This window comes from Burkholderia sp. MR1-5-21 (assembly GCF_053427715.1).
The window spans coordinates 45,110-63,727 of the sequence record NZ_JBSAXD010000013.1 but is presented as its reverse complement, the minus strand read 5'-3'; the positions used below and the strand labels follow the sequence as shown (position 1 = coordinate 63,727).

The following is an 18,618-nucleotide window of genomic DNA, read 5'->3' as shown; positions in this document are numbered from 1 at the left end:
GTACCGAAGCAGCAAGGCGGGCAGGCGGTCGCGCCCGCGTTTCAATCGGAGGTGGTCCCGATCATGCGTCACTTACGTCTTCCCTTGAGCCATGCGGCGTCGGCCGGCGACTCGTCGTCGCCGCCAACGCCGAGCCGCCCGCGCAGCGGCGCGAGCTGGCTCGTCTCGCCGTCCGTCGCGGTGCTGGTGCTGTGGATGTCGATCCCGCTCGCGATGACGATCTGGTTCTCGTTCTCGCGCTACAACCTGCTCAATCCGGACCAGAAGGGTTTCGCCGGACTCGACAACTACCGGTTCCTCGCGACTGATCCGTCGTTCCTGCCGGCGATCTGGCACACGCTCGTGCTGATCGGCGCGGTGCTCGCGATCACCGTGGTCGGCGGCGTGCTGATGGCCGTGCTGTTCGACCGCAAGTTCTACGGGCAGGGCATCGCGCGCCTTTTCGCGATCGCGCCGTTCTTCGTGATGCCGACCGTGTCCGCGCTGATCTGGAAGAACATGATCCTGCACCCCGTGTACGGGCTCGTCGCGACCGCGATGCGCGCGCTCGGCATGACGCCGATCGACTGGTTCGCCGACTATCCGCTGACCGCGGTGATCATCATCGTCGCGTGGCAGTGGCTGCCGTTCGCATTCCTGATCCTGTTCACCGCGATTCAGTCGCTCGACCAGGAGCAGAAGGAAGCGGCGCGCATCGACGGCGCGGGCCCGTTCGCGATGTTCTTCTACATCACGCTGCCGCACCTGAAGCGCGCGATCGCGGTCGTCGTGATGATGGAGACGATCTTCCTGCTGTCGATCTTCGCGGAGATCTACACGACGACGGGCGGCGGCCCCGGCAACGCGACGACCAACCTGTCGTACCTGATCTATGCGCTCGGCCTGCAGCAGTTCGACGTCGGCCTCGCGTCCGCGGGCGGGATTCTCGCCGTCGTGGTCGCGAACGTCGTGTCGTTCTTCCTTGTGCGGATGCTCGCGCGCAACCTGAAGGGGGAGTACGAGAAATGAGCGACCTGACTCTCGAAACCCGGCGCACGCCGGCCGTGCTCGACCTGCTGCGGCGCGCGCTGCCCGGCGCGCTCGCGTGGCTGATCGCGCTGCTGCTGTTCTTCCCGATCTTCTGGATGGCGATCACCGCGTTCAAGACCGAGCAGCAGGCGTACGCGTCGACGCTGTTCTTCATCCCGACGCTCGACAGCTTCCGCGAGGTGTTCGCGCGCAGCAACTACTTCGGGTTCGCGTGGAACTCGGTGCTGATCTCGGCCGGCGTCACGGTGATCTCCCTGCTGTTCGCGGTGCCCGCCGCGTATGCGATGGCGTTCTTCCCGAACCGCCGCACGCAGAAGGTGCTGCTGTGGATGCTGTCGACGAAGATGATGCCGTCGGTCGGCGTGCTGGTGCCGATCTACCTGTTGTGGAAGAACGCGGGGCTGCTCGACACCGTATCGGGGCTCGTGATCGTGTACACGCTGATCAACCTGCCGATCGCGGTGTGGATGACGTTCACGTACTTCAACGAGATCCCGAGGGACATCCTCGAGGCAGGGCGCATCGACGGCGCGTCGACGTGGCAGGAGATCGTCTACCTGCTGATGCCGATGGCGCTGCCGGGGCTTGCATCGACCGCGTTGCTGCTCGTGATCCTGTCGTGGAACGAAGCGTTCTGGAGCATCAACCTGTCGAGCTCGAATGCGGCGCCGCTGACGGTGTTCATCGCGTCGTACTCGAGTCCGGAAGGGTTGTTCTGGGCGAAGCTGTCCGCCGCATCCCTGCTCGCGGTCGCGCCGATCCTGATCGTCGGCTGGCTGTCGCAGAAGCAGCTCGTGCGCGGGCTCACATTCGGGGCGGTCAAATGAGCGCGGCCGGCGAAGGTGCTACCGGTGAAGGCGCGGCCGGCAAAGGTGCTGCCGGCGAAGGCGGGAGCGTGCTGATCTGCGATTGCGACGGCGTGCTGATCGACAGCGAGGCGGTGGCCGCCGACGTTCTGGTGCACGAGCTCGAAGCGCGCTGGCCCGGCGTCGACGTGCGGCCGGCCGTGATGCCGCTGCTCGGGCTGCGGATCGAGCGCGTGCTCGCCGGCGCGAGCGAAGCGGCCGGCCGCGTGCTGACCGCGGCCGACGTCGACGCGATCCGGCGCATGGTCGAAGCCGCGGCGGTGACCGCGCCGGCCGTAGAAGGCATCGCGGCGGCGCTTGATGCGCTCACGCTGACGATCGCGTGCGCGAGCAACAGCTACCGCGCGTACGTCGAGGCCGCGCTCGCGCGCACCGGGCTCAAGCGCTTCTTCGGCGAGCGGCTGTTCTGCGCGGACGCCGTCGCGCGCCCGAAGCCAGCGCCGGACGTCTATCTCGCCGCCGCGCACACACTGGGCGTCGCGCCCGCGCAGTGCCTCGTCGTCGAGGACAGCGCGACCGGCATCACCGCGGCGGCCGCGGCCGGGATGACCGTGCTCGGCTTCGTCGGCGCGGGGCACGCGTCGCCCGCGCAGGTCGACGCGCTGCGCGGGATCGGCGCCCGCCACGTATTCGCGGACATGCATGAGCTGCCCGGCTACGTCGCGCGCTGGCAGGCGACGGGCGCCGTGCTGCCGCAGTAATCGACGCGCCGCCCGCGGGCGGCGCATCAAACGAACTCAACGGAGACAAATCATGGCAAGCGTGCTCCTGCGCAACATCGCGAAGCGCTACGAAGACAACGAAGTGCTGCGCAACGTGAACCTCGACATCGCCGACGGCGAATTCGTCGTGTTCGTCGGGCCGAGCGGCTGCGGCAAATCCACGTTGATGCGGATGATCGCGGGGCTCGAGGACATCTCGAGCGGCGACCTGCTGATCGACGGCGCGAAGGTCAACGACGTGCCGAGCGCGAAGCGCGGCATCGCGATGGTGTTCCAGTCGTATGCGCTGTATCCGCACATGACGCTGTACGACAACATGGCGTTCGGCCTGAAGCTCGCCGGCGCGAAGAAGCCCGAGATCGACCAGGCGGTGAGGCAGGCCGCGAAGATCCTGCACATCGACCACCTGCTCGAGCGCAAGCCGAAGCAGTTGTCCGGCGGCCAGCGGCAGCGGGTCGCGATCGGCCGTGCGATCACGAGAAAGCCGAAGGTGTTCCTGTTCGACGAACCACTGTCGAACCTCGACGCGGCGCTGCGCGTGAAGATGCGGCTCGAGTTCGCGCGGCTGCACGACGAGCTGAAGACGACGATGATCTACGTGACGCACGACCAGGTCGAGGCGATGACGCTTGCGGACAAGATCGTCGTGCTGTCGGGCGGCAGCGTGCAGCAGGTCGGCACGCCGAACACGCTGTACCACGCGCCGGCGAACCAGTTCGTCGCGGGCTTCATTGGCTCGCCGAAGATGAACTTCCTGCGCGGCACGGCCGAGTCGGTCGATGCCGGCGGGGTGCTCGTGCGCTTCGACGGCGGCGCGACGCAGCGCGTGTCGGTCGACGCGGCCGGATTGCAGCGCGGCGCGGCGGTGACGGTCGGGATCCGGCCCGAGCACCTGAAGGTCGGGCCGAACGCGTTCGGCGTCGACGCGAAGACGATGGCCGTCGAATCGCTCGGCGATGCCGCGTATCTGTACGCGGAGTCGCCGGTCGCACCGGACGGCCTGATCGCGCGGATCCCGCCGCTCGATACGTACCGCACGGGCGAGGGGCTTCACGTGTTCGCGGAACCGGAGCATTGCCACCTGTTCGACGAGCAGGGGCAGGCGTTCCGGCGCCTGAGCCCGCACGCGAAGGCCGCGTGAATGCGCGCGGGTAGAAGCGCAGGTGGTTCGACGCGGCCGCATGCAGCGGGTGACGCCCGCTGCGTCGGCTACACGTCCAGCGATGGGTGCGCCACGTCTCGTTGGCGATGAGCCCGAACAGCCAGCCGACGCGCAGCGCGGGGATCACCGCATCGAGGTTCTTCGGGCCACCGGCGAGCGCGATCGTCGGGCGCTTCAGCAGCGTGTCGAACTTAAAATTTCCAGATGATCTGGAGTTCGAAACCGGGCTCGCTTTCTTTTACCCAACGATGGTAGAAGACGGGTATTGGTGGGGCACGTCGTTGTCGCATGACGTTGACAGGAGCGACCTGCCGATAGAGGCGGTTGGTCCTGTTATCGATACGATTCAGGTCGTCGCTCTCAATGTGGCGCAAAACGGTCGATCACTCCGCATAATTCCGCCACTACGACGATCAAGACGATCAAGGAAGCGAATTTTGATGGAAGCACGCGTGGCGCAAGGTTGGATAGCGCGACGACTCCCATCACCACTGATAGAAATAGCGTACTAGCCGTCGCCATCTTCGGAGTCCGCCGTCAGTTCGTGACAAACGAGCCCGCCGACATTCGTGCCGAGAGCTGCGACGTTGTTGGCACCGGAGGCGGATTTGATGAGGAATGCTACTAGGATCCAGGCGGCTCCAGTGAAGCCGGCGATGCACTGCGGTTCAGTGATTCCGACAGACGTGATCTTCATCGACTCGGTATCCAGTATTCGCATGGAATTGATTCTGATAATAGTCTTGAATGAACGGTGCTCTATCCGATAAGAAGGTGAAAACCGAGGTGTTCATCTGCGCACGCCGTAACCGGGTGCATTGGATTGTGTGGAAACGGGATTTCGTCGCCTATAGTATTTGAGCCATTTTTTTCGTAAGCCCAATGAGGCCGGCAGGCCCGGTGACCGCAGCGTGCGCTCACGCGCGTCAGAGGCGCAGGCAGCTCGCGACGTGATCGACGAACGCGCGCAGCTTCGGCGTCGGGTGCCGGCCTGACGGCCACAGCACGTAGAACGGCGTGCGGCTGTCGACGTGCTCGTCGAGCACCGCGCGCAGCGCGCCGCTGTCGAGCGCGTCGCGGACGAAGAATTCGGGCAGGCATGCGATGCCGAGCCCGCGCAGCGCGAAGCACTGGCGCGTCTCCGCGTTGTTGCTGACCATCGACACGGGGATGACGGGCGGCGTGTCCGCGGGCGTGAGCGGCGTCATCAGCGGCCAGGTCTCGAGCTTGCCGCTGCTCGGGAAGCGATAGTGCAGGCAACGGTGCGCCGCGAGGTCGGCCGGCGTGCGCGGCGTGCCGTGCCGCTCGAGGTAGCCGGGCGACGCGACGAGGTACTGGCGGAAATGGCCGAGCAGCCGCGACGACAGCCGTGAATCCGACGGCCGGCCCGTGCGCATCACCGCGTCGAAGCCTTCGTCGACGACGTCGACGAGCCGGTCGCTGAAATCGAGGTCGAGCTCGATCTCCGGATACGCGGTCATGAAGTCGGCGAGCATCGGCAGCATCAGCGAGCCGATCGTCGGCAGGCTCACGCGCAGTCGTCCGCGCGGCGCTTCGGCGCTGTGCGTCAGTTCCCGTTCGGCCGCGTCGATCTCCGCGAGCACGCGCCGGCAGCGCTCGAGAAAGCGCGTGCCTTCCGCCGTCAGCGTGATGCTGCGCGTGCTGCGATGAAAGAGGCGTACGCTCAGGCGCGTCTCGAGCCGCGCGATCCGCTTGCCGACCGCCGACGCGGACAGCCCGAGCGCGCGTCCGGCTGCGACGAAGCTGCGCGTTTCCGCGACCTGAACGAACACCACGAAGCCGCTCAGACTTTCCATTCACGGTTCCCGATTGCGGACGTCGATGTCCGGATTGTCCGGAACTCTAGCCCAGTTTTTCTTGTTTGGCAGGCCTCCTACGATGGGCGCTCGTTCATCTTCCGAGGTCATCCCATGTTATCCCTGCCTGCCGTCATGCACGAACACGAACCGGCCGCCGCGTTGCGCGCGCGGCTCGACGCGGCGCTCGAGCGCGCGCTCGCCAACGAGTGCGTGGTCGGCACGGTCGTGCTGGTCGCCCGTCACGGCGAACTGCACTATGCGCGCGCCGCGGGGTTCGCCGACCGGGAAGCGGGCACGCCGATGCGCGAGGACACGCTGTTCCGGCTCGCGTCGGTGTCGAAGCCGATCGTGACGGCCGCGGCGATGCGGCTCGTCGCGGCCGGCCGGATCGGGCTCGACGAGCCGGTGACGCGCTGGCTGCCCGCGTTCCGTCCGCCGCTGCCCGGCCCGATCGGCAGCGATGGCGGGCCCGCGCGCATCACGTTGCGCCATCTGCTGTCGCACACGGCAGGGCTCGGCTACCGCTTCCTTGAAGCCGACAGCGACGGCCCGTACGCGCGCGCCGGCGTCTCCGACGGGATGGACCGCGCGGACATCACGCTCGCCGAAAACCTGCGGCGCATTGCCGGCGTGCCGCTGCAGTTCGCGCCCGGCACGTCGTGGGCGTATTCGCTGGCGACGGACGTGGTCGGCGCGCTGATCGAGGCGGTCGACGGGCGGCCGCTCGGCGAAGCAGTCGCAGCGCTCGTCACGACGCCGCTTGGCATGACCGACACCGGGTTCGTCGCGCACGACGCCGCGCGGCTCGCGACGCCTTACGTGAGCACTTCCGGCGCGCCGCGCCGGATGGAAGCGTTCGACATCGCGCCGGTGTACGACGGCACGGTCGGCATTCGCTACGAGCCGGCTCGCGCGTTCGATGCGGATGCCTTTGCGTCGGGTGGCGCGGGCATGGTCGGCACCGCGCGCGACTGCCTTGCGCTGCTCGACGCGTTGCGCACTGGCCGCGCGGGCTGGCTGGACACCGCGTGGACCGACGAGATGGGCCGCGTGCAGCCAGGCGCGCACGACCTGCCGGCCGCGCCGGGATTCGGCTTCGGGCTCGGGTTCTCGGTGCTGCGCGATCCGGCTGCCGCGCAGTCGCCGGAACCCGCGGGCACATGGCGCTGGGGCGGCGCGTACGGGCACGCGTGGTTCGTCGACCGGGCGGCCGGGCTGACGGTCGTCGCGTTGACCAACACGCTGTACGAAGGGATGCACGGACGCTTCGTCGCCGATGTGCGCGATGCGGTTTACGGCGTCGGCGAACGGGAGGCGGCATGAGCGACGCGACATCCACGCCGGCCGGGCTCGCGTGTACGGAAGGGCGCAATGAGCGTGAAGAGCGTGATGAACGCCTGCCTGTCGCGAACCTGCTGGCGCTCGCGACGGCCGGTTTCATCACGATCCTCACCGAGGCGCTGCCCGCCGGCCTGCTGCCGCTGATGGGCCACGATCTGCGCGTGCCCGAGGCGCTGGTCGGCCAGCTCGTGACCATCTACGCGCTCGGCTCGATCGTCGCGGCGATTCCGCTCGTCGCCGCGACGCGCGGGCTGCGCCGGCGCAGGCTGCTGCTCGCGGCGCTCGCCGGCTTCGTCGTGTCGAACGCGCTGACGGCCGCGTCGCCGTACTACGCGCTCACGCTCGCCGCGCGCTTCGTCGCGGGGATGTCGGCAGGCCTGCTGTGGGCGCTGCTGGCCGGCTACGCGAGCCGGATGGTCGGCGACGCGCTGCGCGGCCGCGCGATTGCGGTCGCGATGCTCGGCGCGCCGGTCGCGATGTCGATCGGCATTCCGGCGGGCACCGCGCTCGGTGCCGCGTTCGGCTGGCGGGTCGCGTTCGGCGGCATCACGGTGGCGGCGCTCGCGCTGATGGCGTGGGTGCGCACGCGGCTGCCCGATCATCCGGGGCAGCCCGCCGGTGCGCGCCAGCCCGTGCTGGATGTGCTGCGGCTGCCCGGCGTGCAGTCGGTGCTCGCCGTGATGTTCGCTTACGTGCTTGCGCACAACATCCTCTATACCTACGTGGCGCCGTTTCTCGCGGGCGTGCGGATGGGCGGGCAGGTCGACGCGGTGCTGTTCGCGTTCGGCGTCGCGTCGCTGGTCGGCATTGCGCTGACGGGCGCGTGGATCGGCCACGCGCTGCGGCGCCTGACGCTCGCGAGCATCGCGCTGTTCGCACTGGCGGCGCTGATGCTCGGCGTGGGTGGCGGCCAGCCGGTCGTCTACGCGGGCGTCGTGCTGTGGGGGCTCGCGTTCGGCGGCGCGCCGACGCTGTTTCAGACGGCGTCGGCGAACGCGGCGGGGGAGGCCGCCGACGTCGCGCAATCGATGATCGTGACCGTGTGGAACCTCGCGATCGCGGGCGGCGGCATCGTCGGCGGCCTGCTGCTCGATGGGCCCGGTGCGGGCGTGATGCCGTGGGTGCTCGTCGTGCTGCTCGTGCCGGCGGGGATCGGCGTGTGGCGCGCGCGGCGGCACGGGTTTGCGGTGCCGCGAATGGCGGCGTGAGCGCGCGCCGCGTATCAGGGTGCGTGCGCTTCCGGCGCCGCCGAGCCATCCTCGCCGGTGGCGGACTTGACGGGCCGCCGCCACGCGCATTCCGTTCCTTCGTCGCACCGATCGGAAACAATCACGTCCAACGACGCGCTTCTTGTTGGCAATTCCTACCCGAAAGGACAGCTATCGCGCGGGAAGCGTTTGCTTTGTAATTCCAGCCGACGTTCGATTGGCGAATTTGCCCATATCGCGTCTCATACGCTAGGACACGGCGCATCCGGCCTGTCGATCGCGCAAGCGTCAGCGCGCGGCGACCGGCGAACGCATCCGGATGCGGCCGCGCGATGTCAAAAACAACGAGGAGTGCAGCGGCGGCGCAACCGTCCGCCGCGGCCGTGCCAAACGCATCCTCAGCCATTCACGAGAGGGCCGAAATGTCGTGCGATCTATACGAGACCCAAGCACGCGCGGTGGAGTGCGACGCGCTTTCGATCGCCCGCGCGATCGTGCGCGAAGTGTTCAAGCTTCGCAAGCTGCATCCGACGGAGGACAGTCGGCCCGGTGACATCGAAGCCGAGATGGACTGGCATGTCGAGGCGATCCTGCCCGTCGTCGCGAGCGATCGGCAGATCCGGCTGCTCCTGCCCGCGTTTCCGGGCAAGTCGCCGAACCGGATGAAGACCCTCGGCGCGTTGCCCGATCTCGCGGAGAAGCACGCGCTGAAGAACCTGGCCGCACTGTGCACACGCATCGGCACGATCTACAAGCCGGGCGCGAAGCTCGTCATCTGTTCGGACGGCTACTGTTTCTCGGACGTCGTCAGCATTGGCGACGATGAAGTCGCGCAATACCTGAAGAGCCTCGAGGCGCATGCGGCCGCGCATTTCGACGGCAGCTTCGAGTTCTTCGACCTGAAAGGCCACTTCGGCTATCTCGACGACCTCACGTCGAAACGCGAGGAGTTGCTGATCGCCTATAGCGATCCGGTCGAGCGGATCCGGCGGCAATGCCAGGACGATCCGGCGATGAGCGCGATGTATCGCGGCATCACGCGCTTCCTGTACGAGGATTCGCTCGGCATCGAGCGGTTCCGGACGTGGAGCAACACGGCGATCCAGAAGATGAGCCGCTCCAACGCGTATCGCGTCATCCAGCGCAGCAATGCGTGGAGCCGGCTGATCGAGGACGCGTTTCCGAACAGCCTGCGGCTGTCGATTCATCCGCAGTTCCGCGTGTCGAAGAAGATCGGCATCCGCCTCGTCGACTGCGACGACGTGTGGCTCACGCCGTGGCATTCGGTGGCGGTGCGCGAGAACAACCGGATCGTGCTGAAGAAGCGCTCCGAGGTCGACGAGCGCAATTCGGTGCTGGTGTTCTCGGACGGCGTGCCGTGCCATTTCGTCCATCACCCGCAACTGTTCGCCGGTGCCGCCGAAGCCGTTTCTCCTTGAGCGGAGCGGCGCGCATTCCACCCGATTGGCGTTCGTCGGCAGCCGCGTCGCACCGCGGGCGCCGGCGACGAACCCGTTCCATCTGCAATGGAGGCACAACGTGAATCTTTCCGACATGCGCAACGCGAAATGGATTGATGCGCATACGCTGACGGCCGGCCAGCCGACCGAAGCGCAGTTTGCCGAGCTGGCGCAGGACGGCGTGACGACGATCATCAACCTCGCGCCATTCGACACGCGTTACTCGATCGACGACGAGGAAGGCTGCGTGCGGCGCAATGGCATGCAGTATCACTTCCTGCCGGTGGATTTCAAGCAGCCCGCGCTCGAGGACTTCGACCGGTTCGCCGACATCTTCCGGCAAGCGGCGGGCGGCAGGACGCTCGTGCATTGCGCGGCAAACTACCGCGTCTCGGTGTTCGTGTCGCACTACAAGATGCTGCATGACGGCTGGTCTGCCGGGCAGGCGGACGAATGGATCGCCGGCATCTGGAATACCGCGGAGTTTCCCGTCTGGCAAACCTTCGTCCAGGCATTGCGTGCGAACCTGAGCGCGCGCCGTGCGTCATGAGCGGTGCATCGATGGTGGCCGAATTCCGGCGCGCGTTCGGACAGCTGTGCCGCAGCGGAGATGTCGACAGCCTGTCCGCTGCGCAGCGCGACGCGCTTGACGCGCATGTCGGCGCGTGCGTGGCGCGCGGGCAGCCGATCCGGCTGACGTTGCCGGGTTTTCCGCTCAAGTCGCCGGACCGTCGCGACAAGGTGCTTGGCATGCTGCCTGACTGCGGCGAACAGCTCGCGCTCGGCTATCTCGACGCGTTCTGCGAGACGGTGCGCCGGTTCTACGCGCCAGGATGCGTGATCGACCTGTTCAGCGACGGGCTGACGTTCTTCGATCTGCTGGACGTGAGCCGGGCCGACGCGAATGCATATCACCGTGCGCTGCGTGAGCTGATCGTGTCGCGCAACATCGTCTGGCATTCGTATTCGACGGTGGATCCGTCGTTCGATCGCGCTGCGTCCGACGTCGACGCCGCGCTTGCACCGTACTGGCCCGACGCCGACGACCAGCGTCGCGACGCCCGCGGCGAACGCGTCGCCGAGCTGACCGCACTGCTCGCCGGCGAACGGCAGATCGTGCTGGCCGAAGCGGATACGGGGACGCGCGCGCGGCTCGCGCGGGCTGCGCAACGGATGGCGGAGCGCGGCGTCGCGCTGGACGGCTTTCTCGACGCGAAGCTGCCTGCCGGCCTGCGGCTGACCGTCCATGCGGCGCCGGCGGGGAGCAAGAAGATTCCGATCAGGTTGCATGCCGCGGGCGGCAATGGTGCGCTGCCCTGGCGCAACGTACTACTTCAAAAAAAGAATGGAGAATTTGCCATGCTGAGCAAATCGCAGGTCAACCAAACCGTCAACGCCGCGCTCGTCACGAAAGGCGGCGAACCTTGGTATTTCGCGGAAGGCGACGATCCGGTCCTGAATCGCTGTGCGATCAGCGTCGTGCATCGCGACGACTTCGGCCTGCTGGTCGAGCCGAACACCGACGAAGCAGACCGAATCGATTGCTGCGCGTTGTCGAAGGATGCGCTCGCAGCGATGCTGCGGCGTCACGGCTTCGTCGTGCTGCGTGGCTTTCGTGTCGACGACGAGGCCGCGCTCGTGAAGTTCACCGAGCAGTTCGGCCAGTTGTACGTCTGGCAGTTCGGACCGGTGCACAAGGTGAAGCCCGAAGAGGACGCGAGCGGCTACGTGCATTCGTTCGAGGCGGTGCCGCTGCACTGGGACCTGAGCATGCTGCCGCTCACGCATCCTCTCGTGCAGCAGGACGAATACTTTTCCGCGAAGATGTTTGCGCTGTACTGCAAGACCGCGCCGAAACGGGGCGAGGGCATGACGACGCTCGTCGACGCGCGCCGCATCGTCCGCCAGCTCGACGCGGGCACGCTGGCCGCGTGGGAGCAGACGAGCCTGACCTACAACACGAAAATGACCTACTTCGGCGGCGTGCCGCGGACGTTCCCGCTGATCGCCACGCACCCGGACACGGGCGAAAAGGTGCTGCGCTATCAGGAAGGCAGCGAATCGACGCTGCAGCGTTTCGAGGTGAGCGTCGCGACGCCGGGCACCGTGCCCGACGACAGCGTGCAGCAGATCAATGCGCTCGCGTACGCACGCGAGTACCTCGTCGAGCACGACTGGGTGGACGGCGATATCGTGCTGGTCGACAACTACAGCGTGCTGCACGGCCGTCGTGCAATGTCGCGCGACTCGGCGGCGCGTGAGTTGTGGCGGGTGCAGGTGTATTGAGCGCGCTGTCGTGCTTCGGCCGGTCCGGCGTTTGCCGGCGGACCGGCCCGCTGCACCTTCGCGGGCCCTGCGCGACCGGCCGGCACGCAGTGCATCGAAACGGAAATGCCGCGGCGCAAGCCGCGGCATTCGTTTGTCGGTGCGCCGCACATGGGATGCGCGCCCGCGTCGTGCAGCGCACGGGCGGCTCGCGCGTTCGGCGCGTGACGACGCCGAAGTCAGCGTGCGGAGACATCGAGCGGGGCATCGTTTCGCGCGTTCTGCGCAGCTTCCCAGCCGCCGCCCAGTGCGCGGAACGACGCGATGGCCGCCCGGGCCGCCTCGGCCTGCGCCTGTGCCTTCGCATCGCGCGTCTGCAGCAGATCGCTGTCGGCGTCGAGCACTTCGATCAGGCTCACGACGCCGCTCTGGTACGCCGCGAACGACGTTTCCCGCGCGCGCGCCAGCGCGGTTTCGCCCTGCTCGAGCGTACGCATCTGGGCCTCGCGCTTCACGAGCGCCGAAAACGCATCCTCGACATCCTCGGATGCGTGCAACGCGGACTGCCGATAGGCGGCGAGCGCCTCGGCGGTCTGCCCGCGCGCCGCTGCGATCTGCGCGTCGATGCGCCCGAAATCAAACAGCCGCCAGCGCAGGCCGAGGATGCCTTGCGCCTGCGTCGCGCCATGCGTGAACAGGTCGCCGGACGCGGTGGCGGCCGTGCCGATCAGGCCGCTCAGCGACAGCTTCGGATAGTACTCGGCGATCGCCGCGCCGATGCGCGCATTCGCGGCCGCGAGCCGCCGTTCGGCGACGATCAGGTCCGGGCGGCGGCGGAGCAGGTCGCCCGGCGTGCCGGCATCCGCAAGACGCGGGGCAACCGGAATCGGCGCGGCCGCGTCCAGTTCGGGCCGATGGGTGCCGGGCTGCGCGCCGACCAGCACGTCGAGTGCGTTCTGCGCTGCGTCGAGCCCGGCTTCGAGCACCGGCACGGTGGCCTCGACCTGGGCCAGCGCGCCTTCCGCCTGGCGAACCTGCAATTCGGCTGCAACGCCATTGCGGTGCTGCATCCGCACCGTGGCCAGCAGGCGCCGGCGGGTGTCGACCTGCTGCCGTGCGACAGCGAGGCGCGCCTGCAGCCCGCGGATCGTCACGTAGGTATCCGCGGTCTGTGCGGCGACGGCAAGCCGGGTGGCGACCGCGGCCGCGGCCGACGCCTCGTATTCGGCGCGCACGGCCTCGCGGGTGCGCCGCAAGCCGCCGAACAGGTCGATTTCCCAGCTCGCGCCGACGTCGCCCTCGTAATAGGCGGCGTTGCGGGAGAAGCCGGGTGTCGAGTCGAGCAGCCGGCCGAGCGGCGTATCGACCGACTGGTAGACCTTCTGCCCCTGGGCGATCACGCTGCCGCTCGGCAGCAGCGCCGCTGTGGCGGCGCCCAGCGCGGCGCGCGCCTGCGCGACGCGCGCGGTCGCCTGGGCGATGTCGAGGTTCTGTTCCAGCGCGAGATCGACGAAGCGCGTCAGCAGAGGGTCGTCGAAGCCCGTCCACCATGCGCCGAGGTCCGCGACCGTCGCGACGGGACGCTGCTCGACCGCGGCTTGCCCGATGAAGCGATCGGGTGCGGCAATGGCCGGCCGCTGGTAGTCGGGGCCGACCGCGCAGCCGGCGAGCGCGCCGACGGCGAGGAACGATGCAAAAAAACGATGGGAAACCGGCATGACGACCCTTCAGGGTAGAGAATAGAGGCGGTGTTTCGAGTGTGACCATTGTACGAATTGGTCACATGGTGTCAATCACGTCCTGATGTTCCAGATTTCCAACCATGACTGAAAGCGTGTCTCTCCCCGCAGGCCGGCGCGGCCCGGCGGACCACGCCGTCCGCGACCAGATCGTGAATGCGGCGAACGAACATTTCCGGCATTACGGGTACGGCAAGACGACGGTGTCCGATCTCGCGAAGGCGATCGGTTTCTCGAAGGCGTACATCTACAAGTTCTTCGATTCGAAGCGCGCGATCGGCGAGGCGATCTGCGCGACGAGCCTCGGCACGATCATGGCGGCGGCGGACCAGGCGATCGCCGGCGGCGCGTCCGCGACCGACAGGCTGCGCGGGATGTTCCAGGCGATGACCGCCGCCTGCGTGGGGTTCTTCTTCACCGACCGCAAGCTGTACGACATTGCCGCATATGCGATCGCGGAGGGCTGGCAGACCACGATCGAGCATGAAGAGAAGATCAGGGGCGCGATCGTGCAGATCGTCCGCGAAGGGCGGGAAAGCGGCGAATTCGAGCGCAAGACGCCGCTCGACGAGACCTGCCGTGCGATCTTCCTCGTGATGCAGCCGTTCGTGAATCCGGTGATGCTGCAGTACCACCTCGACCATGCCGAGGACGCGTCGAAGGCCGTCTGCAACCTCGTGCTGCGCAGCCTGTCACCCTGATGTCCTTTTGTTGTGACCATTGACGATATTGGTCACATGATTCACACTTGGGCCTCCTTCAGTATGGAGATTGCCCATGTTGCTCATTCGCGCGGCCGCGCCGGCTGTTCTCGCCGCTTCGATTGCGTTCGGCCTCGTCGCTTGCGGTCCCGCGAAGCAGGACGATCCGCGCACCGCGACACCGCTCGTCCGGACGGACATCGCGCGGGACGCCGGGGGTGTCGGCCGGACCTTCACGGGTACCGTCGTCGCGCGGGTGCAAAGCGACCTCGGTTTCCGCGTGCCGGGCAAGATCGTCGAGCGGATGGTGGATGCCGGCCAGACCGTGCGGCGCGGGCAGCCGCTGATGCGGATCGACGCAACCGACCTGGAGCTCGCGACGCGTGCCGAGGACGACGCCGTGGCCGCTGCGAAGGCGCGCGCGAACCAGACCGCGGCCGACGAGATGCGCTACAGCGGGCTCGTTTCCGCCGGCGCGGTGTCGGCATCCGCGTACGACCAGATGCGGGCTGCCGCCGACACTGCGCGGGCGCAGCTTCGTGCCGCGCAGGCGCGCGCGAACGTCGCGCGCAACGCGGCCGGCTACGCGGTGCTGGTCGCCGATGCGGACGGTGTCGTGATGAGCACGCTCGGCGAGCCCGGGCAGGTGGTGGCTGCGGGGCAGACGGTCGTGCGGCTCGCGCGTTCCGGCCCGCGTGAAGCGGTCGTCGACCTGCCCGAGACGTTCCGGCCCGCGCTCGGCTCCACGGGCCGCGCGACGCTGTACGGCGGCGCGGACCTGGCGGGCGACGCACGCCTGCGGCAACTTTCCGATGCGGCCAATCCGCAGACGCGGACATTCGAGGCGCGCTACGTGCTCGAGGGGCCGATCGCGCGCGCGCCGCTCGGCGCGACGGTGACGGTCAACGTGCCCGACGCGCGCGCCGCGACCGGCGACGCCGCCATGCAGGTGCCGCTCGCGGCCGTCTACGATCGCGGCAACGGCCCGGGCGTCTGGGTCGTCGAAGGGTCGAAGCCGCGGGTCGTCTGGCGGCGCGTGCGGCTGGCCGCGATCGGCGACGAGACCGCCACCGTCGCGGAAGGGCTCAAGGCAGGCGAGCGCTTCGTCGCGCTCGGCGCGCACCTGCTGCACGACGGCGAGAGCGTGCACCTCGCGGGAGCGCAGCAATGAGCGGCTTCAACCTTTCTGCGCTCGCAGTGCGCGAACGCGCGGTCACGCTGTTCCTGATCATCGCGGTGTCCGTCGCCGGCGCGCTCGCGTTCCTGAAGCTCGGGCGCGCGGAGGATCCGGCGTTTACCGTCAAGGAGCTGACCTTCATGTCCGCGTGGCCTGGCGCGACCGCGCAGGAGATGCAGGACCAGGTCGCCGAGCCGCTCGAGAAGCGGATGCAGGAGTTGAAGTGGTACGACCGCACGGAAACCTTCACGCGACCGGGGCTCGCTTTCACGACCGTCACGCTGCGCGACGACACGCCACCGTCAGCCGTGCAGGAAGAGTTCTACCAGGCGCGCAAGAAGCTGGGCGACGAGACGGGGAAGCTGCCGCAGGGCGTGGCCGGACCGTTCGTCAACGACGAATACGCGGACGTGACGTTCGCGCTCTACGCGCTCAAGGCGCGCGGCGAGCCGCCGCGCGTGCTGGTGCGTGAGGCGGAAGCGCTGCGCCAGCGGTTGCTGCACGTGCCGGGCGTGAAGAAGATCGACATCGTCGGCGAGCGGCCCGAGCGCATCTTCGTCGAGTTCTCGTATGCACGGCTCGCGAATCTCGGCATCTCGCCGCGCGACATCTTTGCCGCGCTGAACGACCGGAATCTCGTGACGCCCGCCGGCTCGATCGACACGGCCGGACCACAGGTGCTGATTCGCCTCGACGGCGCGTTGGACGACCTGCAGAAGATCCGCGACACGCCGATCGTCGCCGGCGGCCGGACGCTCAGGCTGTCTGACATCGCGGATGTCAGGCGCGGCTACGAGGATCCCGCGACCTTCCTGATCCGCAACCAGGGCGAGCCGGCGCTGTTGCTCGGCGTCGTGATGAAGGAGCGCTACAACGGCCTGCAGCTCGGCAAGGATCTCGACAAGGAGGTGGCGGCGATTTCGGCGCAGATGCCGCTCGGCCTGTCGCTGACGAAAGTCACCGATCAGGCGGTCAACATCGAGGAAGCGTACGACGAGTTCATGCTGAAGTTCTTCGTCGCGCTGGCGGTCGTGATCGCGGTGTGCCTGATCAGCCTCGGCTGGCGGGTGGGGATCGTCGTCGCGGCCGCGGTGCCGCTCACGCTCGCGGGCGTCTTCATCATCATGCTCGCGACCGGACGCGATTTCGATCGCATCACGCTCGGCGCGCTGATCCTGTCGCTCGGGCTGCTCGTCGACGACGCGATCATCGTGATCGAGACGATGGTCGTGAAGATGGAGGAAGGATTCGACCGGATCGCGGCCTCGACGTATGCGTGGAGCCATACCGCCGCGCCGATGCTCGCGGGCACGCTCGTGACCGCGATCGGGCTGATGCCGGTCGGCTTCGCGAAGTCGAGCGCGGGCGAATACGCGGGCAACATCTTCTGGGTCGTGGCCTTTGCGCTGCTGACGTCCTGGGTCGTCGCGGTCGCCTTCACGCCGTACCTCGGCGTCAAGCTGCTGCCGCGGATCAGGCCGGTCGCGGGCGGGCACGCCGCCCTCTACGATACCGCGGCCTATCGCAAGTTCCGCGCGCTGCTTGCATGGACGGTCGCGCACAAGAAACGTGTGGTGTTCGCGGTCGTGGTTTCGTTCGCGGCCGCGGTGCTCGGCCTCGGTCTCGTCAAGCAGCAGTTCTTCCCGATCTCGAGCCGGCCGGAAGTGCTGGTCGAAGTGCGGATGAGCGAAGGAACCGGCATCGCGGCCACCAGCGCGGCGGTCGACAAGGTGGAGGCATGGCTGCGCAAGCAGCCCGAGGCCCGGCTCGTCACGAGCTACATCGGCCAAGGGGCGCCGCGCTTCTTCATTGCGATGTCGCCCGAGCTGCCCGACCCGTCGTTCGCGAAGATCGTCGTGCTGACGCAGGACGAGAAGGCGCGCGAGGCGCTGAAGCTGAAGCTGCGCACCGCCGTCGCGCAGGGCCTCGCGCCCGACGCGCAGGTGCGCGCGACGCAGATCGTGTTCGGGCCGTATTCACCATTCCCCGTCGCGTTTCGCGTGATGGGGCCGGACGAGGGCAAGGTCCGCGAGATCGCCGGACAGGTCGAGCGTGTAATGCGCGCGAACCCGTCGATGCGGCAGGTGAACGCCGACTGGGGGCCGCGCGTGCCGACGATCCGCATCTCGCTCGATCAGGACCGGTTGCGCGCGATCGGCCTGAGCACGCACGATGCGTCGCAGCAGCTTCAGTTCCTGCTGACGGGCGCCCCTGTCACGCAGGTGCGCGAGGACATCCGCTCGGTCCAGGTGGTGGCGCGCAGCGCAGGCCCCGACCGGCTCGATCCGGCGAAGCTCGGGGCGTTCACGCTGACGGGCAGCGCCGGCCAGAAGGTGCCGCTCGACCAGCTCGGCGAGGTCGGGATTCGCATGGAAGACCCGATCCTGCGGCGTCGCGATCGCCTGACGACGATGACCGTGCGTGGCGACATCGGCGAGGAATTCCAGCCGCCCGAGATCTCGAACGAAATCATTCAGGCGATCCGGCCGATCGTCGCCGCGTTGCCGCCGGGGTACCGGATCGAGACGGGCGCGGCCCTCGAGGAAGCGAACAAGGCGAACGCCGCGCTCGCCGCCGTGTTTCCGATCATGCTGATCCTGATGATGATCGTCGTGATCTTCCAGGTGCGCTCGATCGCGGCGATGGCGATGGTGCTGCTGACCGCACCGCTCGCGCTGGTCGGCGTCGTGCCGATGCTGTTGCTGTTCCGCCAGCCGTTCGGCTTCAACGCGATCCTCGGGCTGATCGGCCTCGCCGGTATCATCATGCGCAACACGCTGATCCTGATCGGGCAGATCCATCAGAACGAGGCCGACGGCCTCGATCCGTACGACGCGATCATCGAGGCGACCGTGCAGCGCGCGCGACCGGTGATCCTGACGGCGCTCGCGGCTGCGCTCGCATTCATTCCGCTGACGTTCTCGGTGTTCTGGGGCGCACTCGCGTTCACGCTGATCGGCGGCACGATCGGCGGCACGGCGCTGACGCTCGTGTTTCTCCCGGCGCTGTACGCGATCTGGTTCCGCATCGCTCCGAAGGCGAGCGACGACGCGGCGCAAACGTCGCCCCCGGCATATCGGCGCGAAGAGACGTCCCTCAGTTCCTGACCGGGCACGTGCGAACCGGAA

Annotated in this window: 15 protein-coding genes; 12 read left to right on the top strand and 3 right to left on the bottom strand. The window is 68.0% G+C overall.

Going from position 1 to position 18,618, the window contains the following annotated elements; translation table 11 throughout:
- Nucleotides 1-63 precede the first annotated feature (63 nt).
- From ACV229_RS18925 to ACV229_RS18910, 4 genes are read left to right on the top strand one after another with little or no spacing between them, the layout of a single operon-like run.
- Nucleotides 64-1,008, top strand: coding sequence for a carbohydrate ABC transporter permease (locus ACV229_RS18925; RefSeq protein ID WP_448084638.1), 945 nt, complete (start codon nucleotides 64-66; stop codon nucleotides 1,006-1,008).
- Entirely contained in the window at nucleotides 1,005-1,856 is an 852-nt protein-coding gene (locus tag ACV229_RS18920; RefSeq protein ID WP_448084637.1) for a carbohydrate ABC transporter permease, read from the top strand. Before ACV229_RS18925 ends, ACV229_RS18920 begins: the two co-directional genes overlap by 4 nt.
- Nucleotides 1,853-2,596, top strand: coding sequence for an HAD family hydrolase (locus ACV229_RS18915; protein WP_448084636.1), 744 nt, complete (start codon nucleotides 1,853-1,855; stop codon nucleotides 2,594-2,596). The genes ACV229_RS18920 and ACV229_RS18915 overlap by 4 nt, the downstream gene beginning before the upstream one ends.
- 52 nt (nucleotides 2,597-2,648) lie before the next feature.
- The gene (locus ACV229_RS18910; RefSeq protein WP_448084635.1) at nucleotides 2,649-3,758 is read left to right on the top strand and encodes an ABC transporter ATP-binding protein; all 1,110 of its coding nucleotides are present in this window, start codon (nucleotides 2,649-2,651) and stop codon (nucleotides 3,756-3,758) included.
- A 529-nt stretch (nucleotides 3,759-4,287) separates the two neighbouring features.
- On the opposite strand, the gene ACV229_RS18905 is transcribed toward ACV229_RS18910, so the two are convergent.
- Nucleotides 4,288-4,476, bottom strand: a complete 189-nt coding sequence (locus ACV229_RS18905) for a hypothetical protein (protein WP_448084634.1) — start codon at nucleotides 4,474-4,476, stop codon at nucleotides 4,288-4,290.
- A gap of 229 nt (nucleotides 4,477-4,705) precedes the next feature.
- On the bottom strand, nucleotides 4,706-5,596 hold the full coding sequence (locus tag ACV229_RS18900) for a LysR family transcriptional regulator (protein WP_448084633.1): 891 nt from the start codon (nucleotides 5,594-5,596) through the stop codon (nucleotides 4,706-4,708).
- Nucleotides 5,597-5,710: 114 nt separating this feature from the next.
- Here ACV229_RS18900 and ACV229_RS18895 point away from each other — a divergent pair, with 114 nt between their 5' ends.
- From ACV229_RS18895 to ACV229_RS18875, 5 genes are all read left to right on the top strand, one after another.
- Entirely contained in the window at nucleotides 5,711-6,922 is a 1,212-nt protein-coding gene (locus tag ACV229_RS18895; RefSeq protein ID WP_448084632.1) for a serine hydrolase domain-containing protein, read from the top strand.
- Nucleotides 6,919-8,148, top strand: a complete 1,230-nt coding sequence (locus tag ACV229_RS18890; protein WP_448084631.1) for an MFS transporter — start codon at nucleotides 6,919-6,921, stop codon at nucleotides 8,146-8,148. Before ACV229_RS18895 ends, ACV229_RS18890 begins: the two co-directional genes overlap by 4 nt.
- A gap of 422 nt (nucleotides 8,149-8,570) precedes the next feature.
- The gene (locus tag ACV229_RS18885) at nucleotides 8,571-9,587 is read left to right on the top strand and encodes an L-tyrosine/L-tryptophan isonitrile synthase family protein (protein ID WP_448084630.1); all 1,017 of its coding nucleotides are present in this window, start codon (nucleotides 8,571-8,573) and stop codon (nucleotides 9,585-9,587) included.
- A gap of 100 nt (nucleotides 9,588-9,687) precedes the next feature.
- Nucleotides 9,688-10,158 carry a protein tyrosine phosphatase family protein gene (locus tag ACV229_RS18880; RefSeq protein ID WP_448084629.1) on the top strand — a complete coding sequence of 157 codons (471 nt, stop codon included), beginning with the start codon at nucleotides 9,688-9,690 and terminating at the stop codon, nucleotides 10,156-10,158.
- Nucleotides 10,155-11,894, top strand: coding sequence for an L-tyrosine/L-tryptophan isonitrile synthase family protein (locus tag ACV229_RS18875; RefSeq protein ID WP_448084628.1), 1,740 nt, complete (start codon nucleotides 10,155-10,157; stop codon nucleotides 11,892-11,894). The genes ACV229_RS18880 and ACV229_RS18875 overlap by 4 nt, the downstream gene beginning before the upstream one ends.
- Before the next feature lie 218 nt (nucleotides 11,895-12,112).
- Here the strand turns inward: ACV229_RS18875 and ACV229_RS18870 are convergent, their stop codons facing one another.
- A complete protein-coding gene (locus ACV229_RS18870) occupies nucleotides 12,113-13,591 on the bottom strand; it encodes an efflux transporter outer membrane subunit (RefSeq protein WP_448084627.1) in 1,479 nt (492 codons plus the stop codon).
- 104 nt (nucleotides 13,592-13,695) lie between these two features.
- Between ACV229_RS18870 and ACV229_RS18865 the strand changes: the two genes are divergently transcribed.
- From ACV229_RS18865 to ACV229_RS18855, 3 genes are all read left to right on the top strand, one after another.
- A complete protein-coding gene (locus tag ACV229_RS18865) occupies nucleotides 13,696-14,313 on the top strand; it encodes a TetR/AcrR family transcriptional regulator (RefSeq protein WP_448084626.1) in 618 nt (205 codons plus the stop codon).
- Nucleotides 14,314-14,392: 79 nt separating this feature from the next.
- Nucleotides 14,393-15,484, top strand: a complete 1,092-nt coding sequence (locus tag ACV229_RS18860) for an efflux RND transporter periplasmic adaptor subunit (protein ID WP_448084777.1) — start codon at nucleotides 14,393-14,395, stop codon at nucleotides 15,482-15,484.
- The gene (locus ACV229_RS18855; RefSeq protein WP_448084625.1) at nucleotides 15,481-18,597 is read left to right on the top strand and encodes an efflux RND transporter permease subunit; all 3,117 of its coding nucleotides are present in this window, start codon (nucleotides 15,481-15,483) and stop codon (nucleotides 18,595-18,597) included. Before ACV229_RS18860 ends, ACV229_RS18855 begins: the two co-directional genes overlap by 4 nt.
- The last annotated feature ends 21 nt before the right edge of the window (nucleotides 18,598-18,618 follow it).

Bases quoted from the DNA above. Each gene is read 5' to 3' on its own strand.
- ACV229_RS18915 (WP_448084636.1), top strand. From the start codon at position 1,853: ATGAGCGCGGCCGGCGAAGGTGCTACCGGTGAAGGCGCGGCCGGCAAA.
- ACV229_RS18885 (WP_448084630.1), top strand. From the start codon at position 8,571: ATGTCGTGCGATCTATACGAGACCCAAGCACGCGCGGTGGAGTGCGAC.
- ACV229_RS18925 (WP_448084638.1), top strand. From the start codon at position 64: ATGCGTCACTTACGTCTTCCCTTGAGCCATGCGGCGTCGGCCGGCGAC.
- ACV229_RS18900 (WP_448084633.1), bottom strand. From the start codon at position 5,596: ATGGAAAGTCTGAGCGGCTTCGTGGTGTTCGTTCAGGTCGCGGAAACG.
- ACV229_RS18910 (WP_448084635.1), top strand. From the start codon at position 2,649: ATGGCAAGCGTGCTCCTGCGCAACATCGCGAAGCGCTACGAAGACAAC.
- ACV229_RS18890 (WP_448084631.1), top strand. From the start codon at position 6,919: ATGAGCGACGCGACATCCACGCCGGCCGGGCTCGCGTGTACGGAAGGG.
- ACV229_RS18875 (WP_448084628.1), top strand. From the start codon at position 10,155: ATGAGCGGTGCATCGATGGTGGCCGAATTCCGGCGCGCGTTCGGACAG.
- ACV229_RS18870 (WP_448084627.1), bottom strand. From the start codon at position 13,591: ATGCCGGTTTCCCATCGTTTTTTTGCATCGTTCCTCGCCGTCGGCGCG.
- ACV229_RS18855 (WP_448084625.1), top strand. From the start codon at position 15,481: ATGAGCGGCTTCAACCTTTCTGCGCTCGCAGTGCGCGAACGCGCGGTC.
- ACV229_RS18865 (WP_448084626.1), top strand. From the start codon at position 13,696: ATGACTGAAAGCGTGTCTCTCCCCGCAGGCCGGCGCGGCCCGGCGGAC.
- ACV229_RS18895 (WP_448084632.1), top strand. From the start codon at position 5,711: ATGTTATCCCTGCCTGCCGTCATGCACGAACACGAACCGGCCGCCGCG.
- ACV229_RS18905 (WP_448084634.1), bottom strand. From the start codon at position 4,476: ATGAAGATCACGTCTGTCGGAATCACTGAACCGCAGTGCATCGCCGGC.
- ACV229_RS18920 (WP_448084637.1), top strand. From the start codon at position 1,005: ATGAGCGACCTGACTCTCGAAACCCGGCGCACGCCGGCCGTGCTCGAC.